This is a genomic window from Streptomyces sp. NPDC044033, assembly GCF_056434425.1.
Genome location: NZ_JBWKFF010000007.1, coordinates 175523 through 194866 on the forward strand (window position 1 = coordinate 175523; position 19344 = coordinate 194866).

At 71.9% G+C, this 19344-nt stretch carries 19 protein-coding genes; 12 read left to right on the forward strand and 7 right to left on the reverse strand.

Annotated features, from left to right (window positions below; genetic code table 11):
• The first annotated feature begins 108 nt into the window (after window positions 1-108).
• The 3 genes from AC07AB_RS15290 (at window position 109) to AC07AB_RS15300 (ending at window position 1675) form a co-directional block, all read left to right on the forward strand.
• Complete coding sequence (locus AC07AB_RS15290) at window positions 109-747, forward strand: TetR/AcrR family transcriptional regulator (RefSeq protein WP_478565875.1); 639 nt, start codon at window positions 109-111, stop codon at window positions 745-747.
• Window positions 748-970: 223 nt separating this feature from the next.
• On the forward strand, window positions 971-1198 hold the full coding sequence (locus AC07AB_RS15295) for a DUF3107 domain-containing protein (protein WP_478565878.1): 228 nt from the start codon (window positions 971-973) through the stop codon (window positions 1196-1198).
• Between the two features lie 207 nt (window positions 1199-1405).
• Window positions 1406-1675, forward strand: coding sequence for a hypothetical protein (locus tag AC07AB_RS15300; protein WP_478565881.1), 270 nt, complete (start codon window positions 1406-1408; stop codon window positions 1673-1675).
• A gap of 265 nt (window positions 1676-1940) precedes the next feature.
• Here the strand turns inward: AC07AB_RS15300 and AC07AB_RS15305 are convergent, their stop codons facing one another.
• Window positions 1941-2678, reverse strand: coding sequence for a ferritin-like fold-containing protein (locus tag AC07AB_RS15305; protein ID WP_478565883.1), 738 nt, complete (start codon window positions 2676-2678; stop codon window positions 1941-1943).
• Between the two features lie 328 nt (window positions 2679-3006).
• Here AC07AB_RS15305 and AC07AB_RS15310 point away from each other — a divergent pair, with 328 nt between their 5' ends.
• Window positions 3007-5673: a DEAD/DEAH box helicase gene (locus tag AC07AB_RS15310; protein WP_478565886.1), complete on the forward strand. Its 2667-nt coding sequence runs from the start codon at window positions 3007-3009 to the stop codon at window positions 5671-5673.
• Between the two features lie 144 nt (window positions 5674-5817).
• Window positions 5818-6675, forward strand: coding sequence for an alpha/beta fold hydrolase (locus tag AC07AB_RS15315; protein ID WP_478565889.1), 858 nt, complete (start codon window positions 5818-5820; stop codon window positions 6673-6675).
• A gap of 120 nt (window positions 6676-6795) precedes the next feature.
• Here the strand turns inward: AC07AB_RS15315 and AC07AB_RS15320 are convergent, their stop codons facing one another.
• A complete protein-coding gene (locus AC07AB_RS15320) occupies window positions 6796-7749 on the reverse strand; it encodes an NYN domain-containing protein (RefSeq protein ID WP_478565891.1) in 954 nt (317 codons plus the stop codon).
• A gap of 204 nt (window positions 7750-7953) precedes the next feature.
• On the opposite strand from AC07AB_RS15320, the gene AC07AB_RS15325 reads away from it, so the two are divergent.
• A complete protein-coding gene (locus AC07AB_RS15325; protein ID WP_169795174.1) occupies window positions 7954-8106 on the forward strand; it encodes a hypothetical protein in 153 nt (50 codons plus the stop codon).
• Between the two features lie 120 nt (window positions 8107-8226).
• Here the strand turns inward: AC07AB_RS15325 and AC07AB_RS15330 are convergent, their stop codons facing one another.
• The 3 genes from AC07AB_RS15330 to AC07AB_RS15340 all read right to left on the reverse strand — a co-directional run bounded on the left by AC07AB_RS15330 (window position 8227) and on the right by AC07AB_RS15340 (window position 10722).
• Window positions 8227-8832: a MarC family protein gene (locus AC07AB_RS15330; RefSeq protein ID WP_478565894.1), complete on the reverse strand. Its 606-nt coding sequence runs from the start codon at window positions 8830-8832 to the stop codon at window positions 8227-8229.
• 119 nt (window positions 8833-8951) lie between these two features.
• Window positions 8952-9827: a PHP domain-containing protein gene (locus AC07AB_RS15335; protein ID WP_478565896.1), complete on the reverse strand. Its 876-nt coding sequence runs from the start codon at window positions 9825-9827 to the stop codon at window positions 8952-8954.
• A 241-nt stretch (window positions 9828-10068) separates the two neighbouring features.
• Window positions 10069-10722, reverse strand: a complete 654-nt coding sequence (locus tag AC07AB_RS15340; RefSeq protein ID WP_478565899.1) for a DUF6758 family protein — start codon at window positions 10720-10722, stop codon at window positions 10069-10071.
• Window positions 10723-10941: 219 nt separating this feature from the next.
• Between AC07AB_RS15340 and AC07AB_RS15345 the strand changes: the two genes are divergently transcribed.
• Entirely contained in the window at window positions 10942-12186 is a 1245-nt protein-coding gene (locus AC07AB_RS15345) for an MFS transporter (RefSeq protein ID WP_478565902.1), read from the forward strand.
• 159 nt (window positions 12187-12345) lie between these two features.
• Here AC07AB_RS15345 and AC07AB_RS15350 read toward each other — a convergent pair whose 3' ends face one another.
• Window positions 12346-12954 (reverse strand): suppressor of fused domain protein, encoded by a 609-nt coding sequence (locus tag AC07AB_RS15350; protein ID WP_478565905.1) that lies wholly within the window; start codon window positions 12952-12954, stop codon window positions 12346-12348.
• 453 nt (window positions 12955-13407) lie between these two features.
• Between AC07AB_RS15350 and corA the strand changes: the two genes are divergently transcribed.
• Both corA and AC07AB_RS15360 read left to right on the forward strand, forming a co-directional pair.
• Window positions 13408-14520 carry a magnesium/cobalt transporter CorA gene (gene corA, locus AC07AB_RS15355; RefSeq protein ID WP_478565908.1) on the forward strand — a complete coding sequence of 371 codons (1113 nt, stop codon included), beginning with the start codon at window positions 13408-13410 and terminating at the stop codon, window positions 14518-14520.
• Window positions 14521-14556: 36 nt separating this feature from the next.
• Window positions 14557-15084, forward strand: a complete 528-nt coding sequence (locus AC07AB_RS15360; RefSeq protein WP_478565911.1) for a hypothetical protein — start codon at window positions 14557-14559, stop codon at window positions 15082-15084.
• Between the two features lie 201 nt (window positions 15085-15285).
• Here the strand turns inward: AC07AB_RS15360 and AC07AB_RS15365 are convergent, their stop codons facing one another.
• Complete coding sequence (locus AC07AB_RS15365) at window positions 15286-16020, reverse strand: hypothetical protein (RefSeq protein ID WP_478565914.1); 735 nt, start codon at window positions 16018-16020, stop codon at window positions 15286-15288.
• Window positions 16021-16178: 158 nt separating this feature from the next.
• On the opposite strand from AC07AB_RS15365, the gene AC07AB_RS15370 reads away from it, so the two are divergent.
• The 3 genes from AC07AB_RS15370 (at window position 16179) to AC07AB_RS15380 (ending at window position 19209) form a co-directional block, all read left to right on the forward strand.
• Window positions 16179-17474, forward strand: coding sequence for a magnesium transporter MgtE N-terminal domain-containing protein (locus AC07AB_RS15370; protein WP_478565917.1), 1296 nt, complete (start codon window positions 16179-16181; stop codon window positions 17472-17474).
• Window positions 17464-17955: a DUF1003 domain-containing protein gene (locus tag AC07AB_RS15375; protein ID WP_478565920.1), complete on the forward strand. Its 492-nt coding sequence runs from the start codon at window positions 17464-17466 to the stop codon at window positions 17953-17955. Before AC07AB_RS15370 ends, AC07AB_RS15375 begins: the two co-directional genes overlap by 11 nt.
• 93 nt (window positions 17956-18048) lie before the next feature.
• Entirely contained in the window at window positions 18049-19209 is a 1161-nt protein-coding gene (locus AC07AB_RS15380; protein WP_478565922.1) for an Mrp/NBP35 family ATP-binding protein, read from the forward strand.
• Window positions 19210-19344: the final 135 nt, after the last annotated feature.

Genomic DNA, 19344 nt, shown 5'->3' on the forward strand with positions numbered 1-19344 from the left:
GTGCTCAGAGCGTGAATTTCTCCGCCCGGACCGCGCGCCGGCCTGTTACCCAAAAGTACGATGGCCAGCGCGGTGCACACCGTGCATGGATTGATCTTGGGAGGCGGCGTGACAGCCATCGAGCAGACCGAGGCGCGCCCACGGGGCACGCGCCTGCCGCGCCGGGCCCGACGCAATCAGCTCCTGGGCGCGGCCCAGGAGGTATTCGTCGCGCAGGGCTACCACGCGGCGGCGATGGACGATATCGCCGAGCGCGCCGGCGTCAGCAAGCCAGTCCTCTACCAGCACTTCCCCGGCAAGCTGGACCTCTATCTGGCCCTGCTGGACCAGCACTGCGAGGCCCTGCTGCACGCCGTGCGCACGGCCCTCGCGTCGACGAACGACAACAAGCTGCGCGTGGCCGCGACGATGGACGCCTACTTCGCGTACGTCGAGGAGGAGGGCGGCGCCTTCCGGCTCGTCTTCGAGTCCGACCTGACGAACGAGCCCGCGGTGCGCGAGCGCGTAGACAAGGTGTCGCTGGAGTGCGCGGAGGCGATCAGCGCCGTCATCGCCGAGGACACCGGGCTCTCCAAGGACGAGTCGATGCTGCTGGCCGTGGGCCTCGGCGGCGTCTCCCAGGTGGTCGCCCGCTACTGGCTCTCCAGCGGCAGCACGGTGCCGCGCGACACCGCGGTCCAACTGCTCACCTCGCTCACCTGGCGCGGCATCGCGGGCTTCCCGCTGCACGGCACGGACGGGGCGTAGCCGCCGGGCGACCGGGCCGCTGATCCTCTGTTCGCTGCGGGCGTGCGGCCCGCGCCCCGCCACATGCCCGTACCGGGCTAATGTGTGCTGCGTACGGCGCGGCTGACCGCGCACCCAACTGAGAGCCTGGGTCATACCCCTGGCCGGGCGCCCGTCGTCTGGCACGCGCGCTGATCCGACCCGGGATATGTCCCAGGCTCTGACTTTCGGAGGGACAGAAGCCGTGGAGGTCAAGATCGGCGTGCAGCACGCACCCCGCGAGATCGTTCTGGAGAGCGGGCAGTCTGCCGAGGATGTCGAGCGCGCGGTTGCCGATGCGCTGGGCGGCAAATCGCAGCTGCTGAGCCTCGTGGACGACCACGGACGCAAGGTCCTGGTGCCGGCCGAACGACTCGCATACGTCGAGATCGGCGAGCCGAACGCCCGCAAGGTCGGTTTCAGCGCGCTCTGATCAGCGTTCGGCGTTCGACGGCGGGGCCCCGGTGGGAATCACCGGGGCCCCGCCGTTGTCATCACCGGTACAAGCGCCTCCGGGAGACCCGTTCCCGGAGCTCCGGAGGCGGAAGAGCGGGAGAGGGTTGCTGCACATAGCCCTTGGGTAAGACCGGCTACGACCGATTTGCACTTGCGCTTCGGCCGTAGCGGGAGGGATCGCACCATGATTTTCCTGGAAGCGTTCGGCTCAGTCCTCATTGGCTTCGCCATGGCCTTGGGCGCCGTGCGGCGGCTGCCCGACCGTTTCCCCTCGCGCACCCTGACCCTCGCCACGGGACCGGGCGCGGCCCTCTTCGGCACCCTGCTCGCGCACGCCGTCCTCGGCCCCGGTCACGCCGTCGCGACCTTGATCGCGGGCGCGGCGCTCGGTGTGGCGCTGCTGTCGCTGCTGCTGCGCCCCGCGAGCCACGTCCGCCGATCAGTCACCGCCTGACGGGCCTGACGTCCGCTCGACCGCGGCGGCGGCTCTGAGGTCCGCTCGCCCGTAGCGCCGGCTTCCGGCGGACTTCCGGCGACCGCTTGCCCAGGTCACCGACCTCGCGCCGGTGTCCCCGGTCAGGCCGTCAGTGGGTGGTGGCAGCTCCGCTCGGGGCCGTACGCGTACGAGCCGACGGACCGTGACCGCCGGGCAGACCGGCCCCCGACGCCGTGATGGCGGGGGCCGTCGCGCCGGGAGTCGCGTCAAGCCCAGGGGCGCGTCAAGCGGCGAGGCCGAGCGCGGCCATGCGCTTGGTGTGGGCCTCGGTGATGCGGGAGAACATCTTGCCGACCTCCGCGAGGTCGAAGCCGTCGGCCACCCCGCCGACCAGCATGGTCGACAGCGCGTCGCGGTCCGCGACGACCCGCTGCGCCTGCGAGAGCGCCTCGCCCATCAGCCGCCGGGCCCACAGCGCGAGACGCCCGCCGACCCGCGGCTCGGCCTCGATCGCGGCCCGTACCTTTTCGACCGCGAAGGTCGCGTGCCCGGTGTCGTCCAGGACGGTCAGCACCAGGCCGCGCGTGTCGGAGTCGAGCCGGGCCGCCACCTCCCGGTAGAAGTCGCTGGCGATCGAGTCGCCGACGTACGCCTTGACCAGGCCCTCCAGCCAGTCGGACGGCGCGGTCTGGCGGTGGAACTCGTCCAGCGCGGCGGCGAACGGCTCCATCGCCCCGGTGGGCTCGGCGCCGATGGCCGTCAGCCGGTCCCGCAACCGCTGGAAGTGCTGGAACTCGGCGGAGGCCATCTTCGCCAGCTCCGCCTTGTCGTCGAGGGTCGGCGCCAGCTTCGCGTCCTCCGCGAGGCGCTCGAAGGCGGCCAGCTCACCGTAGGCGAGCGCGCCCAGCAGATCGACGACCGCGGCCTTGTACTGCGGTTCGGCGGATGCCTGGGCCCAGTCCTGGGCAGCGATTCCGGTGTGTTCTTCAGCGGCGGCAGCGGCGTTGTCAGGCGTCTCCATGGTCCGCACAATAGCCCGCTCGCCAGGAAGAGGAAGCCCCTGCTCAACCACGCGTGCCCCACTCGCACAAAGGTTTGCCCCAACACATATGCACGATTCCGGGGTACAGTGGTATTGCGCCTGCCGAGTATCGGTGGGCCGTCCCTATGCTGTGTCTTTCGGGAGCAAGCCTCCCGGACCCCAGCGGATGCCCGGTCGGTGGCCCGATCGGCTTCCACCCGACCGCCCTCAGCGCGGCGCGTACGAGCTGTACGCACGCCAAGCAGGGAACCGCTCGCGGCACGTGCGCACGAGCGAAGGCAGTGGTCCCGCGTCATCCGGCCCCTCCATGGCCGGCCGAGTACCCGGCGCGGTACGACCCCCTTCGCCGCCTCGCTCCGCGTCTCACAGAAGAGGCAAGATTCTGTCCACTTTCCGAGACCTCGGGATTCTTTCCGAGACGGCCGAGGCCCTTGAGGCCGTCGGCATCGTGTCCCCCTTCCCCATCCAGGAGATGACGCTCCCGGTCGCCCTCAGCGGCTCCGACGTCATCGGCCAGGCCAAGACCGGCACCGGCAAGACGCTGGGCTTCGGTCTGCCGCTGCTGGAGCGCGTCACCGTCCCCGCGGACGTCGAGGCGGGCCGGGCCAAGCCCGAGCGGCTGACCGACGCCCCGCAGGCGCTCGTGGTCGTCCCCACCCGCGAGCTCTGCCAGCAGGTCACCAACGACCTGCTGACCGCCGGCAAGGTCCGTAATGTGCGCGTCCTCGCCATCTACGGCGGCCGCGCCTACGAGCCGCAGGTCGAGGCCCTCAAGAAGGGCGTCGACGTGATCGTCGGCACCCCGGGCCGGCTGCTGGACCTCGCGGGCCAGAAGAAGCTCGACCTCTCGCACGTCAAGGCCCTCGTCCTCGACGAGGCCGACGAGATGCTCGACCTGGGCTTCCTGCCCGACGTCGAGCGGATCATCACCATGCTTCCGGCGAAGCGCCAGACGATGCTGTTCTCGGCGACCATGCCGGGCGCCGTCATCGGCCTCGCCCGCCGCTATATGTCGCAGCCCACGCACATCCGCGCCACGTCGCCGGACGACGAGGGCCAGACCGTCCGCAACACCACGCAGCACATCTTCCGCGCCCACTCCATGGACAAGCCGGAGCTGGTCTCGCGCATCCTCCAGGCCGACGGCCGGGGGCTCGCGATGGTCTTCTGCCGCACGAAGCGCACGGCCGCCGACATCGCCGACCAGCTCGCGCGGCGCGGCTTCGCGTCCGGCGCGGTCCACGGCGACCTCGGCCAGGGCGCCCGTGAGCAGGCGCTGCGCGCCTTCCGCAACGGCAAGGTCGACGTGCTGGTCTGCACCGACGTCGCCGCCCGCGGCATCGACGTCGACAACGTGACGCATGTCATCAACTACCAGTCCCCCGAGGACGAGAAGACCTACCTGCACCGCATCGGCCGTACGGGCCGCGCGGGCAAGTCCGGCACGGCGATCACGCTGGTCGACTGGGACGACATCCCGCGCTGGAAGCTGATCAACAAGGCGCTGGACCTGCCGTTCGACGAGCCGGAGGAGACGTACTCCACCTCCGAGCACCTCTACGAGCTGCTGTCCATCCCCAAGGGCACCAAGGGGATACTGCCGCGCGGCGAGCGCACGCGGGCCGGGCTGGCGGCCGAGGAGATCGAGGACCTCGGCGAGACGGGCGGCCGGGGCCGCGGCCGCAAGCCCGTCACGGCGGCGCCCGTCGTGACGGAGGAGCGCCCGGCACGGGACCACACCCCGCGTCAACGCCGCCGCACGCGCGGCGGCTCGACGGCGGGCTCCGAGTCCACGGCGTCGCCCGTGACCCCGGTGGCCGCCGAGACCGCTGGAGAGACCGTCGCGGAGGGCGCGCCCAAGACCCCCCGGACGCCGCGCCGCCGTCGCCGCACCCGCAACGGTTCGGCACCCGCGGCGGTAGCGCCGCAGGCCACGGCCACGGCCCCGGTGACCGCGGCGGCCGGTGCCGCGACCGTGGCGGCCCCGGAGCCCGTGAAGGCGGTGAAGGCCGCGGACACCACCGCCGCGAAGCCCGCTGCCGCACGGCCCGCCGCCACACGCCCCGCCGCCGCCGTCGGTTCCGCTGCCGGTTCCGCCGTCGTGGAGGAGGCCGCGGTCAAGCCGCGCCGCCGCCGTGCGCGCATCGCCAGGCCGGCGGTGGACGAGCCGTCCTTCATCACGGTCGAGAGCACGATCGCGAGCATGGCCGCCCAGGCGGACGGGGGCTCCGCCAAGCCGAAGCGCGCGCGGGCCGCGAAGCCGAAGGCCGCTGAGGCCGAGGCCGCCGTCGCCACGGCGGAGGGTACGGACGCGAGCGCCGAGGCCCCGGCCAAGGCGAAGCGCACCCGCAGCACGAAGCCCAAGGCCGTCGAGGCGGCAGTGGACGCGGACGCGACGGCCGAGGCCCCGGCCAAGCCCAAGCGCACCCGGACGAGCAAGCCGAAGGCCGCCGAGGCCGCCGTCGCCACGGCCGAGGGCACGGACGCGAACGCCGAGGCCCCGGCCAAGGCGAAGCGCACCCGCACCACCAAGGCCAAGGCCGTCGAGGCGGCAGTGGACGCGGACGCGACGGCCGAAGCGCCGGCCAAGCCCAAGCGCACCCGCACCACCAAGCCCAAGGCCGCCGAAGCAGCCGAGGCCGCCGTCGCCACGGCCGAGGGCACGGACGCGAACGCCGAGGCCCCGGCCAAGGCGAAGCGCACCCGCACCGCCAAGGCCAAGGCCGAGGTGACCGCGGCCGAGGGCATGGACGCGAGCGTCGAGGCCCCCGCCAAGGCCAAGCGCACGCGGACCGCCAAGCCCAAGGCCGATGCGGCCGAGGCCGCCGTGGAGAGCGCCGAGGCCAAGCCCAAGCGCCGCGCCACGCGGGCCGCGAAGCCGGTGACGGACGGGGACGCGGACGCGACCGCCGAAGCCCCCGCCAAGCCCAAGCGCACCCGCACCACCAAGCCCAAGGCGACGACCGAAGGCTGACCCGGTACGACGACGTCGAAGGCCCGTATCCCCGTTCGCCGGGGACGCGGGCCTTCGTCGTATGCGCGACCGCGCCGCCCCCTGTTCGGCCTCCGGACGGCGGCTGGCCGACAGCGGCCGCGGGGCGGCGGATAGCCTCAGGGCATGAGCAGGCCGCCGATACTCACCTTGCCCGCGTGCGCCCGTGCGTACCGACTGAAGACCGAGCGCGGCGCCTTCGCCGTGTGCGACGCGCGCCCCCCGGCGGCCGAACCGCGGGCCACCGCCCTGCTCGTCCCGGGGTTCACCGGCAGCAAAGAGGACTTCAACGCCCTGCTGGAACCCCTGGCGCGGGCCGGGTTCCGGGTCGTGGCCGTCGACGGCAGGGGCCAGTACGAGAGCGAGGGCCCGGCCGACGAGGCCGCGTACGGGCAGGACGAGCTGGCGGCGGACGTCCACGCGCAGGCCGCGGCGCTCGGTGACGGACCGGTCCACCTGCTCGGCCACTCCCTCGGCGGGCTGATCACGCGCGCGGCGGTGCTGCGCGACGCGTCGCCCTTCCGGTCGCTGACCATCATGAGCAGCGGCCCGGCCGCCATCTCGGCGGAGCAGCAGGCCCGTACGAAGCTGCTCATCGACGCCCTGTCCACGCGGGACAAGGAGACGGTCTGGCTGGCGATGCGCGCCATGGACGCGGAGAACGCGGCGGACGAGAAGACGCCTTTGGCCCTGGACGACTTTCTCCACCGCCGCTGGATCGGCACCGAGGCGTCTCAACTCATCGGTACGGGGCGTCAGTTGATGAGCGAACCGGACCGGGTGGCGGAACTGGCGGCGGTGGCGCTGCCGAAGCACGTGGTCTCCGGCGCGGTCGACTACGCCTGGCCGGTGCCGCTGATGGACGCGATGGCCGAGCGGCTGTCGGCCCGCCGCACGGTGATCGAGGGGGCGGAGCACTCCCCCAACGCGGAGCGGCCGAAGGAAACGGCGGCGGCGCTGGCGGCGTTCTGGTCGCAGCCCTGAGCCCGCGGCCCCTCAATACGGAGATCCCACGGCCCCCTCGATACGGAGATACGGAGGCGGGGCCCGCACAGGACCGACCCCGCTCAACACAGGGGCACGCCCCGCGGCGGCAACCCCCGGTCAGTACTGAGTCTGAAGGTGCTCCCAGAAGCCGTCCCGCAGCGCCCGCCGCAGATCGGCGTGGGCCCGTAGCGAGAGCCCGAGGAGCCGCTCCGCCTCCACCAGAAGCTCCTGGTCGGCGGGGCCCGGCAGATAGGGGTGGCCGGGCAGCAGCTCGGCGAGCGATTCGCGGCCGCGCTCACCGAGCCACCGCGCCGCGACCTGTGCGCCCACGAACCGCACCTCTTCGCGGCTGTGCGCCGGCCCCTCGCCGCCCCCGGCCGCCGCGCCCGGATCGGCCGCGTACGACTCCTGCCCGCACAGGCCCGTACGCCGTGCCACGTACGGCTTGCAGAAGTCGACGTCGAACGTGCGCTGGCTGTCGACCTCCCACAGCAGGGGCTCGGCCTGGTTGCGCCCGCCGACGGCCTCGATGCCCCACAGGTGCACGCGCGCGCCGTAACCCTGCGCGGCCTCGACGGCCGAGACGAGGTCCTCGTCGCCGCCGATGAGGGCGGCGTCGCTGATGGCGCGGTGCCGCGCGAGCGACTCCAGGTCGGTGCGGATGAGCGAGTCGACGCCCTTCTGCTGATTGTTGGCGTTGAGGTTGCCGAGCCGCACCTTGACGTCCGGGAGCTCGGCGATGCGCTGCTGTTCATTGGTGTGGATGCGGCGGCGGGCCCCGTCGTACCAGTAGACGCGGAGCAGTCTGCTGTCGGGGAAGATCATGCGCGCCTTGTCGATGAAGGCTTCGATCAGCCCTTCCGCGTCGAGCTCGAAGGTGCGCCGGTCCTCCGTCCCGGTGACGAGGCGGCCCGCGGCGGCGTAGACATAGCCGGCGTCCACGAAGATCGCGTGCGTGGAGGGGGTGGTCGCCACTTCGGCCAGTACGCGCGTGAGCAGCTCGTTGGTGCGCTCGATGCCGGTGGCGATCGTGGTGAGGTCGATGGGCCCTGAGGGCCGGACGTCGTTCATACGCGTCTCATTGTCCGGGGGGCCGCGCGGCGGGCACAACTGGCCGCTTCACCAGCAGGTACTTAGGCTCGCGAAAATTTTCTTTAGCGTAGGGAATCTTTTCATAGTGCACCTCGTTGTACCCATCAGGAACGGGGCGCACTGTAGCGCCGCGCACCATTACTCAGAAGTTCTCCTCAGGAGGATCAGACGAAGGGAGAAGCCTTGCGCTTCGAGATCATGCGACTGGACGATGTGGACGGCAACGCCGTGGACAGCACCGTCGTGGACGCCGCCTCCGTCAATCGGATCGTGCAGCAGGCCGCAGCGATCGGCCAGCGCATATATATCCGTCCGGCCGACACAGCGGCCCGGTAACGCCTTACGCAGCACCTCTGACGCCGAGCGCCCCGTACAAGAAGGTACGGGGCGCTTCGTGGCGTTCGGGGGCGCGCTCACGATGAGGCGCCGCACCGGCGTCGACCGGCAGCGCTACGGCTACGCGCCGTGCACGACCTGGGTGACGCCGTTGATGATCTGCTGCACCGCGAGCGCGGAGAGCATCATGCCGGCGAGCCGTGTCACCAGCACCACGCCACCGTCCTTGATCACCCGGATGATCAGCAGCGAATAGCGCATCACCAGCCACAGCACCACGTGCATCGCCGCGATGGCGGCCCACACCGAGACCTGCTCGGCGGCGCCGTTCGCGTGCTGCACCGCGAGGATCACCGAGACGATCGCGCCCGGCCCGGCCAGCAGCGGCATGCCCAGCGGTACGAGCGCGACGTTGACGTCCTTCGTCTGCGTCGGCTGCTCGGACTTCCCGGTCAGCAGGCTGAGCGCGACGAGCAGGAGCAGCAGCCCGCCCGCGATCATCAACGCGGGCGGCGTGATGTGCAGCCGGCCCAGGATCTGATGGCCGAAGAGGCCGAAGACGGCTATGACCCCGAACGCGACCGTGGCCGCCTGCCAGGCCATCTTGCGCTGGATCTTGGCGGGTCGGCCGGAGGTGAGGGCGAGGAAGATGGGCGTGATACCGGGCGGGTCCATGATCACAAATAGCGTGACAAAAAGGGACCCGAAGACAGCAAAGTCGAACACAGTGATGGCCTTGCACGAGGTGGTACTAGCGGTACGGGTGAGGGGTGACAGGAGAGGGAGGAGGCAGCGCTACGAGCCGTACGAGCGCTGCACAGGCCCTACCGGCGGTGCGTACGGACTCAGCCGCCCGCGCCGGGCACGGGGAAGGCGCCGGTCGCGCGGCGGGTGATCTCGCCGTAGATCTCCGGGTCGGTCGTGAACTCTCCGAGCTCACACGCCTTGCGGCTGCCGTGGTAATCGCTGGAGCCGGTGGCCAGCAGCCCGAGGTCGGCGGCGAGCCCGCGCAGCCGGGCGCGGGTCGGCTCGTCGTGGTCCATGTGGTCGACCTCGATGCCGTCGAGACCGGCCGCGGCCAGTTCGGCGATCGCGCTCTCCGGTACGCACCGGCCGCGCTTGAGCGCCATCGGGTGCGCGAAGACGGTGACGCCACCGGCGGCCTTGACCAGGCGGATGGCGTCGAAGGGGTCGAACTCGTACTTGTCGACGTAGGCACGCCCGTCATTGGCGAGCCACTGCGGCGTGAAGGCGTCGGAGACGCTGTCTACGACGCCCAGCTCGACGAGGGCCGCGGCCACGTGGGGCCGCCCGACGGCTCCGTCGCCGGCGATCGCCGCCACCCGCTCCCAGGTGACGGGGACGCCGAGGTCCTGGAGTTTGGCGACCATGCCCTGGGCGCGGGGCACCCGGCCGTCGCGCACGAGCTCGCGCTCGCGCCACAGCTCGGGCTCCCGAGGGTCGAAGAGGTAGGCGAGCATGTGCATGCCGATGCCGTCGCCGTCCGGCGACTCAGGGACCCAGCGGCAGGAGAGCTCGGCCCCGGTGACCAGGGTCAGCCCGGCGGGCAGGGCCCCGACGGCCTCCGCGTAGCCGCCGACGCTGTCGTGATCGGTCAGCGCCACGACGTCCAGCCCGGCCGCAGCGGCGTTGCGTACCAGCTCGGCGGGGGTGTCGACGCCATCCGAAGCCGTGGAGTGGGTGTGCAGGTCGATGCGCACGGCACGGCTCCAGACTCGGCTCGGGACACGGAAGGGGACTGGATCAGGATAACCGCCGTTCGAACACGGCCGTGCCGCGGCCGGAAGCGGACCCCCGCCGACGGCCTTCAGACCACGTCGACGACCACTCCGCTCAGGCCCGCGCCGACGGCTGATCCGCCCGGGCCCGCGATGACGGCCACTCCGCCCGGGCCGCGTCGACGGCCGATCCGCCCGTACGTGCCGCCCGTACGGCCGCCCGTCAGCGGGCGTCGGGCCGTGCGATGACACGCGGCGACAGCGCGCCGCACGGCAGCAGGTCCACTTCGGCGCCCGCTTCGCGCAGGTCGGTCAGGACCAGTTCGTCGTACATCATCAGCCCGGACCGCTCCGGCCAGACCACGGCCCACAGCCACAGCCCGCGCGCCTCGCCCGCGAAGACCGCGCGGTCCTCGGGGGCGCCCTCGACGTGCCAGAGCGGGGTGGGCCGGCCTGCCGCCAGCACCTTGGCGTCGGGCGGGCGGTTGACGCACATGTACGGGCCGGGGTCGGGGCCCGCGATGCCGGCGTAGCGCGCGCCGAGGCCGACGCCCAGCTCCTCCGCCACGAGCACCAGCTCCCCGGGGCCGCCGAGCGGTCCGGGGCCCGAGCAGGCCACCGCCGTGGCGCGGCCGCCGTCGCGGTCGTCGCCCGCGCAGGCCACCCCGGTGAACAGCCAGCCGACGGGCAGCGGCCACGGCATCCATACGGGGACCCGGGCGCGGTTCACCACGACGGCCAGCGCCTCGACGCTCGGCGGCACGACAGGCTGGAGAGGGTGCACGGTGCCGTGCACTCCGCACTGCCAGGTGTCGGCAAAGAGACCGGGCGCTCGCACCCGGCCACCGCACTTCGGGCAACTGGGTTCGCCCCTCATAAGGACCAACGGTCCTCTCCGGTGGTCGTCGCGTCAAGGACGATCACCCCCTGATCACCCGGCCGGGCGTCGCCCACCTGCCAAAACTAGATGGCACTTGCACTTATTAGGGTCTCTAAATTATTGTGTGTAAACAGCAACGATCTCCGCGGAGACCGTCACACACATCGGTCACACGCCGGACACGCATCGACGCGCCCGGAGAAGGGTGGGGCACGCATGAAGCAGAACAGTGCCGGAGAGGATCCGTTCGACGAGGGTGCGACCAGCCTGCTGCGCCAGCCGAAGGCCGTCTGGGCCACGGCGGGGGCATCGGTCGTCGCCTTCATGGGCATCGGGCTCGTGGACCCGATCCTCCCTTCCATCGCCAAGGGCCTGGACGCCTCCCCCAGCCAGGTGTCCCTCCTCTTCACGTCGTACTTCCTGATCACCGCCGTCGCGATGCTGGTCACCGGTTTCGTCTCCAGCCGCATCGGCGGCAAGAAGACACTGCTCGCGGGCCTGGCGCTGGTCGTCGTCTTCGCCGCCCTCTCCGGCACCTCCGGCTCCGTCGGCGAACTGGTCGGCTTCCGGGCCGGCTGGGGCCTGGGCAACGCGCTCTTCGTCTCGACCGCCCTCGCCGTCATCGTCGGCGCCGCGGCCGGCGGCAGCGCCGCGGCGATCCTGCTGTACGAATCCGCCCTCGGGCTCGGCATGGCCTGCGGCCCGCTGGTCGGCGCGATCCTCGGCGACATGAAGTGGCGCTACCCGTTCTTCGGCACCGCCGTGCTGATGGCCATCGGGTTCATCGCCATCACCGCGCTCCTCAAGGAGCAGCCGAAGCCGGCCCACAAGACATCGCTGCTGGACCCGGTCAAGGCGCTGGGCCACCCCGGCCTCGCCTCCGCCGCGGCCTCGGCCTTCTTCTACAACTACTCGTTCTTCACGGTGCTGGCCTTCACGCCGTTCGTGCTGAACATGTCGCCGTACAAGTCCGGCGGCGTCTTCTTCGCCTGGGGCGTGCTGCTCGCCGTCTTCTCCGTGCTCGTCGCCCCGCGGGCGCAGGCCCGCTTCGGCTCGCTGAAGGTGCTGGGCGCCTCGCTGGTCCTGCTCGCCGTGGACCTGCTGTTCCTCGGCTTCGGCGACCACACCGCGGCCATCGCCTGCACGATCGTCTCGGGCGCCTTCATCGGCCTGAACAACACCGTCTACACGGAGCTGGCGCTCGGCGTCTCGGACGCGCCGCGGCCGGTGGCCAGCGCGGGCTACAACTTCGTGCGCTGGTTCGCGGCGGCCGCGGCCCCCTTCCTCGCGCCGAAGATCGAGGGCTGGTCCAACATCCACATCCCGTTCGTGGTCGCCGCCGCCACCGCGGTCATCGGCGCCGTGATCGTCTGGGTCCGCCGCCGTCCGCTGACCATGGAGGCCGAGGAGCTGGAGCCGGCCCACGCCACGGAGGACAGCGTCTCGGTCTTCGCGAGCTGAGCCCCGGGCCCCGCTCCCCCGAGCTGAGCCTCGGGCCCGCTCCCCCGGGTCGAGCCCCAGGCCCCGCTCCCCCCTACCGCCCCGCCACGCGCGTTTCCCCCACCGCGTGGCGGGGCTTCCACGCGCCCACGCCCCGGCGAGCCGGCGTCAGAGCCTGCGTCATCCCCCGAGCGGGACGCTGCCGCGCAGCGGGTCCCGCAGATCCGTGCCGTGCCGCAGCCACCGCTCCTCCAGCGCCGCCGCGCCGTGCACGCGCTTCCAGGCCGCCTCGTTCGCCGTCATCGGCAGGAGCGGCAGGAAGGTCACCGGGGCCATCGGGTCGTCCAGCTCCAGATCCGCCACGAGCCCGCCGCCCGCTCCGACGAGTACGGACGTGAAGGGCGCGCCGGGCCAGAGCGGCTCGCCGACGTCCAGTGAGCCGCCGGGGGCCACGACGACGCCCTCGACCTGCGGCGAGGCCGCGAGGACCGCCAGCGGGCGGAGCACCCGGTCGGTGTCGGCGCGGCCCGTGCGTACGGAGAGCACCAGTTCCGCGCGGGGCCCGCGGACCGGGTCGGCGAGGATGTCGGCCGGGTCGGCCATCGGCTGGGCGGACATGCCGAGGGTGGCGTAGCGGACCGTACCGCCGCCCTCCGCCGCCCCGGATCCGGCCACGAAGCGCAGCACCTCGACGCGGTCCGTCCCCAGGAAGGTCACCGCGGCCCGTGCGTCCGGTTCGCCCAGCGCTGTGCGCAGCCGGGCCTCGACCTGCTGAAGAACGTCTGCCATGGAGCGAGCATAGAACGCGTATCGAACGGGCAAAGGCGGACCGGGGCCCTTACCGCGGCTGCTAGCCTGGCCGCTTGTGTCAGGGAGTTACGTCAGTCCCCCAACGGGGACCGGCCGGAGGAGGTGGGGCTGCGATGGGTGATCCAAGTCGACCGTGCAGTACCGACAGTTCTCCCGTTCTCCCGCTCGGTATGCGTCCCCCGGTGGTCTGAAGCCTTCCGTACCCGGCTTCTCATCCCTCAAACACCGGAAGTCCTTTCGCGTCCGCAGCACTTGACGGAAGAGCGCCTTCGTCTCGCTTGTTCCGTGTTCCCCGCGAACTGCCGACAGCCTCATCGCACGGAACGCCGCCCGCTTCGCGGACGTGGCTTTGATCCCAGGCCGCACGTCCACGTTCCGGGCAGCGTTGCGCTCCGCGCCCTCGCTGCCGGCCGGCCCGTGAAGGAGTCAGCCTTGTCGATGATTCGCGACCTGCGCGCCGCCGTCCGTCCCGCCCTGCGGCGCGGCCACGCCCCGTACGACTACGACACCACCCGCGACCCGTCCGCCAACAGCGCCGTCGTCGACTGCGCCGTGTACCGCGACGGCCGCCGCGTCAGCGAGCACGTCAGCCCCGCCGAGGCCATGCGGCGGGTGCGCACCGAGAGCGGCGGCGGCTTCGCCTGGATCGGGCTGCACGAGCCCACCGAGCGGGAGTTCTCCGGCATCGCCCAGGAATTCGGGCTGCACCCGCTCGCCGTCGAGGACGCCGTCCACGCCCACCAGCGCCCCAAGCTGGAGCGGTACGACGACACGCTGTTCACCGTCTTCAAGACCATCCACTACGTCGAGCACACCGAACTCACCGCCACCAGCGAGGTCGTGGAGACCGGCGAGGTGATGTGCTTCACCGGCCGGGACTTCATCATCACCGTGCGGCACGGCGGGCAGGGGTCGCTGCGTGCGCTGCGGCACCGGATGCAGGACGACCCGGAGCTGCTCGCCAAGGGCCCGTCGGCCGTGCTGCACGCCATCTCCGACCAGGTCGTCGACGGCTATATCGCGGTCGCCGACGCCGTGCAGGACGACATCGACGAGGTCGAGATCGATGTGTTCTCGGCCCCGGCCAAGGGCAGTTCGCGAGGCGGCGACGCGAGCCGGATCTACCAGCTCAAGCGGGAGGTGCTGGAGTTCAAGCGGGCGGTCACCCCGCTGCTGCGGCCGATGCAGGTGCTCAGCGAGCGGCCGATGCGGCTGGTCGACCCGGACATCCAGAAGTACTTCCGCGACGTCGCCGACCACCTCGCGCGCGTGCACGAGCAGGTGATCTCCTTCGACGACCTGCTCAACTCGATCCTCCAGGCCAATCTGGCGCAGGCGTCCGTGGCGCAGAACGAGGACATGCGCAAGATCACCTCCTGGGCGGCGATCTTCGCGGTCCCGACGATGATCGCCGGGGTCTACGGCATGAACTTCGAGCACATGCCGGAGTTGAAGTGGAAGTACGGCTACCCGGCCGTCATGATCGTGACCGTGGTGATCTGCTTCACGATCCACCGCGGCTTCAAGCGCAACGGCTGGCTCTGACCGGCCCCCGCCCCCGCCCCGCATAAGCTGGCGCGTATGACGCAGACGCGGGCGCTGATCGAAGAGGCCACCAAGAAGTCCGGCCTGGTCTGGGTGCGGGGCACCGGGGCCACCGGCCGGGCGCTGTGGCACGTATGGCACGACGGCGCGCTGCACCTCGTCGGCGACGGACCGGGCGAGCAGCCGCTCACGGGCCTCGGCCTCGCCGACGGGTCCACGGCGAGCGTGACGGTCCGCAGCAAGGACAAGGGCGGGCGGCTCGTCGAGTGGTCGGCCCGCGTCAGCGAGCTGGCGCCGGACAGCGAGACGTGGGCCGCGGCCGTGGCGGAGCTCAAGGGCAAGCGCCTGAACGCGCCGGACTCCGACCGGATCGAACAGCGCTGGGCCCGTGAGTGCCGCGTCCTGCGGCTGGAGCCGAGCGGTGGGACCGCGGAGCTGCCGGACGGGTCGCTCGCGGCGAAGCCGGTGCCCACGGCCGCTACGACCCGCGGGCCGGTCCCCGCGGGGCTGCCGAAGCTGTTGGCGCGGGGCGCGCGGAAGGGGCGCAAGGCGCGCAAGCCGTAACCGGGGCGCCGCCACGGGCCCCGGCCCCCAAGCCCCGGACGGGCCGCGTGCCGTGCCTCCCGCCCCCGAATGCCGGACGGGCTGGGCTCCGTCGCCGTCACCTCTGAAGCGCCGGACGGACTGGATTCCGTCGCCATCGCCCCCGAAGCGCCGGACGGGCTCCAGGGCGTGCCCGTCGCCGGACGGCCTCCCCCGGTGCGCTCAGGTGCTGTGCGGGATCTTCTGGCCGTAGTCGACCAGCTGGTCCTTGGTGGGGGCGGCCAGTGCGAAGTCCTTGTCCCAGTCGGCCAGCTGGACCACGCCCGCGCCGCCCGCGCGCCGCAGGCGCAGCGGGTACGGCGTGCCCTTGAGCGAGACATCGAGCGTGCTGCCGTCGCCACCGCCCCCGCTGACGCGGATCGTGCGGGCGCCCGCGACGGAGCCGTGCTCGCCCCGGGAGAGCTTGCCGTGCAGGCCCAGGATTCCCTCCAGCAGCACGGCCTTGTCGGTGAAGCCGCTGAGCTCCTTGTACGAGGGGTCGTCGGAGGGGACCTTCACATACTTGGCGTCCAGCTTGTCGGCGGCTGAGCCACCGGTGCCCTGCCCGCCCTTCTGGTCCTTCTCGTGCGACCAGAAGGAGGCGTCCGCCTTCAGATACAGGTCCGCGCCGATGCGCAGCAGTTGGAAGGTGCTCGCCTCGCTGGCGACCTTGCCGGTGCCGCCGTTCTTCTTGAGCCGCATGTCGAGTTTGTACGTATGGCCCCGGCTGACCAGATTGCCGGTGAGGTGGACCGCGCTCGCGCCCTCGGCGGCCGTACGCGCCTTGGTCGCGATGGCCGGCGCCTCCAGCTTGCCCACGCCGTTCGTACCGGCGTCGGGGTCCTCGGCGCACCCCGCGAGCGCTGCCGCCAGGCTCGCGCACATCGCCCCCACGAGAGCCGCGTTCCGGGTTCGCACGTCTGCTCTTGCCTCCTGATACCGATGCAGTACGGAGCGTACCCGTGCCGTCCAGGGGCACTCGTCAGGAACCGTACGGCCGCTGTCCCCACAGCGGTACGCACCGGGTCACGCTAGCCTGAAACTGACATTGAGCCAGATACAAGGAGGAACGCGACATGGCGTCTGGCACCCCCAGGGTGTTCATCTCGCACCTCTCGGGAGTGGCCGTCTTCGACCCCAACGGCGACCAGGTGGGGCGGGTCCGCGACCTCGTCGTGGTGCTGCGGGTCGCCGGCCGGCCGCCGCGCGTGCTGGGGCTGGTGGTCGAGGTGGTCAGCCGCCGCCGGATCTTCCTCCCGATGAGCCGGGTGACGGGCGTCGAGTCCGGACAGGTCATCACCACCGGCGTGGTCAACATGCGCCGGTTCGAGCAGCGCGCCTCCGAGACCCTGGTACTCGGCGAGCTGCTCGACCGCAGGGTGCGGCTGGTGGAGAGCGGCGAGGAGGCCACCGTCCTGGACGTGGCCATGTCCCAGCTGCCGGCCCGCCGCGACTGGGAGATCGACAAGGTCTTCGTGCGCAAGGGCAAGGGCGGGGCGCTGCGCCGCAAGGCGGAGGCGCTGACCGTCGAGTGGTCGGCCGTCACCGGCTTCTCCCTCGACGAGCACGGGCAGGGCGCGGAGAACCTGCTCGCCACCTTCGAGCAGCTGCGCCCGGCCGACCTCGCCAACGCCCTGCACCACCTCTCCGCCAAGCGGCGCTCGGAGGTGGCCGTGGCCCTGGACGACGACCGGCTCGCGGACGTACTGGAGGAGCTGCCCGAGGACGACCAGGTCGAGATCCTCGGCAAGCTCAAGGAGGAGCGCGCGGCCGACGTGCTGGAGGCCATGGACCCCGACGACGCCGCCGATCTGCTCTCCGAGCTGCCGGAGGACGAGAAGGAGCGGCTGCTGACGCTGATGCAGCCGGGCGACGCGGCGGACGTGCGGCGGCTGCTCTCCTACGAGGAGCGGACGGCGGGCGGCCTGATGACCACCGAGCCGATCGTGCTCCAGCCCGACGCCACCGTCGCCGACGCCCTGGCCCGGGTGCGCAACCCGGACCTGTCCCCCGCGCTCGCCGCCCAGGTGTACGTCTGCCGGCCGCCCGACGAGACGCCGACCGGCAAGTATCTGGGCACCCTGCACTTCCAGCGGCTGCTGCGCGATCCGCCGTTCACGCTCGTCAGCTCGATCGTGGACAGCGATCTGCTGCCGCTGCCGCCGGACACCCCGCTGACCGCCGTCACCAGCTATCTGGCGACGTACAACATGGTCTCCGCCCCCGTCGTCGACGAGAGCGGCTCGCTGCTGGGCGCGGTGACCGTCGACGACGTCCTGGACCATCTGCTGCCCGACGACTGGCGGGAGCGGGAGCTGCACGGCGCACCCGCCGGGGAGACCGAGCCGGAGGGGGCCGGCGATGAGCGGTAGCCGCCTCGACCAGCCCAGGGACCGGCGGCGCAGTCTGCTGCCCGCCTACGACCCGGAGGCGTTCGGCCGCTTCTCGGAGCGGATCGCGCGCTTCCTCGGCACCGGCCGCTTCATCGTCTGGATGACGGTCGTCATCATCCTGTGGGTGGTGTGGAACACCTCGGCCCCGGTCCACCTGCGGTTCGACCGCTATCCGTTCATCTTCCTGACGCTGATGCTGTCGTTGCAGGCTTCGTACGCGGCCCCGCTGATCCTGCTGGCGCAGAACCGGCAGGACGACCGGGACCGGGTCAATCTGGAGCAGGACCGCAAACAGAACGAGCGCTCCATCGCGGACACGGAGTATCTGACCCGGGAGGTGGCCGCGCTGCGGATGGGGCTCGGGGAGGTCGCGACCCGGGACTGGATGCGCTCCGAACTCCAGGACCTGCTCAAGGAGATCGAGGAGCGCAGGCTGCGGGAGCCCGGACCGGACCGCTGAGGCGCCGGGCCGCGCGGGGGCCCGTCTGTGACCCCGCACACCGGCACCCACCTGTGCTCCGCCGAGTGCCGGTACCGCCGTACCATCGTCGGTATGGCTACCGACACGCCCCAAAGCTCCGCGCCGAGCGAGGACGCGGTACGCGCCGCGCTCGCCACGGTGAACGACCCCGAGATCCACCGGCCCATCACCGAGCTGGGGATGGTCAAATCGGTGGAGATCGCGGCGGACGGCTCGGTCGCGGTCGCGGTCTATCTGACGGTCTCGGGCTGCCCCATGCGCGAGACGATCACCTCGAACGTGCGGGACGCGGTCGCCTCCGTCGAGGGGGTGCGCGGCGTCACCGTCGAGCTGGACGTCATGAGCGACGAGCAGCGCAAGGAGCTGGCGGCCTCGCTGCGCGGCGGCACCCCCGAGCGCGAGGTGCCCTTCGCCCAGCCCGGCTCGCTCACCCGGGTCTACGCGGTGGCCTCCGGCAAGGGCGGCGTCGGCAAGTCCTCGGTGACGGTCAACCTGGCGGCGGCGATGGCGGCCGACGGGCTCAAGGTCGGCGTCGTGGACGCGGACATCTACGGGCACTCGGTGCCGCGCATGCTGGGCGCCTACGGCCGTCCCACCCAGGTCGAGAACATGATCATGCCGCCGTCGGCGAATGGCGTGAAGGTCATCTCGATCGGCATGTTCACCCCGGGCAACGCCCCCGTGGTGTGGCGCGGTCCGATGCTGCACCGGGCGCTCCAGCAGTTCCTCGCGGACGTCTACTGGGGCGACCTGGACGTGCTCCTGCTCGACCTGCCGCCGGGCACCGGCGACATCGCGATCTCCGTCGCGCAGCTGGTGCCGAACGCCGAGATCCTGGTCGTGACGACGCCGCAGCAGGCCGCCGCCGAGGTCGCCGAGCGGGCCGGTTCGATCGCCGTGCAGACCCATCAGAAGATCGTCGGCGTGGTCGAGAACATGGCCGGGCTGCCCTGCCCGCACTGCGACGAGATGGTGGACGTCTTCGGCACGGGCGGCGGCCAGCGGGTCGCCGAGGGGCTGACGAAGACGACCGGTGCGCAGGTGCCGGTGCTGGGCTCGATCCCCATCGACGTGCGGCTGCGCGAGGGCGGCGACGAGGGCAAGCCGGTGGTGCTGACCGACCCCGACTCCCCGGCGGGCAGCGCGCTGCGGACGATCGCGGGCAAGCTCGGCGGCCGGCAGCGGGGGCTGTCGGGGATGTCGCTGGGGATCACTCCGCGCAACAAGTTCTGAGCGGACGCGGTAAGGGGCGGCATCCCATGGACGCCGCCCCTTACCGTTCGCCTTCGCGGGCCGCTTGGGGCTCCGTACATCTGACGGCACCACACCCCTCACGGCCCCGTACGTCTGACGGCTCCGTACGTCCGT

Bases quoted from the DNA above. Each gene is read 5' to 3' on its own strand.
- AC07AB_RS15300 (WP_478565881.1), top strand. From the start codon at position 1,406: ATGATTTTCCTGGAAGCGTTCGGCTCAGTCCTCATTGGCTTCGCCATG.
- AC07AB_RS15305 (WP_478565883.1), bottom strand. From the start codon at position 2,678: ATGGAGACGCCTGACAACGCCGCTGCCGCCGCTGAAGAACACACCGGA.
- AC07AB_RS15310 (WP_478565886.1), top strand. From the start codon at position 3,007: ATGGCCGGCCGAGTACCCGGCGCGGTACGACCCCCTTCGCCGCCTCGC.
- AC07AB_RS15315 (WP_478565889.1), top strand. From the start codon at position 5,818: ATGAGCAGGCCGCCGATACTCACCTTGCCCGCGTGCGCCCGTGCGTAC.
- AC07AB_RS15320 (WP_478565891.1), bottom strand. From the start codon at position 7,749: ATGAACGACGTCCGGCCCTCAGGGCCCATCGACCTCACCACGATCGCC.
- AC07AB_RS15340 (WP_478565899.1), bottom strand. From the start codon at position 10,722: ATGAGGGGCGAACCCAGTTGCCCGAAGTGCGGTGGCCGGGTGCGAGCG.
- AC07AB_RS15345 (WP_478565902.1), top strand. From the start codon at position 10,942: ATGAAGCAGAACAGTGCCGGAGAGGATCCGTTCGACGAGGGTGCGACC.
- AC07AB_RS15350 (WP_478565905.1), bottom strand. From the start codon at position 12,954: ATGGCAGACGTTCTTCAGCAGGTCGAGGCCCGGCTGCGCACAGCGCTG.
- AC07AB_RS15360 (WP_478565911.1), top strand. From the start codon at position 14,557: ATGACGCAGACGCGGGCGCTGATCGAAGAGGCCACCAAGAAGTCCGGC.
- AC07AB_RS15370 (WP_478565917.1), top strand. From the start codon at position 16,179: ATGGCGTCTGGCACCCCCAGGGTGTTCATCTCGCACCTCTCGGGAGTG.
- AC07AB_RS15375 (WP_478565920.1), top strand. From the start codon at position 17,464: ATGAGCGGTAGCCGCCTCGACCAGCCCAGGGACCGGCGGCGCAGTCTG.
- AC07AB_RS15380 (WP_478565922.1), top strand. From the start codon at position 18,049: ATGGCTACCGACACGCCCCAAAGCTCCGCGCCGAGCGAGGACGCGGTA.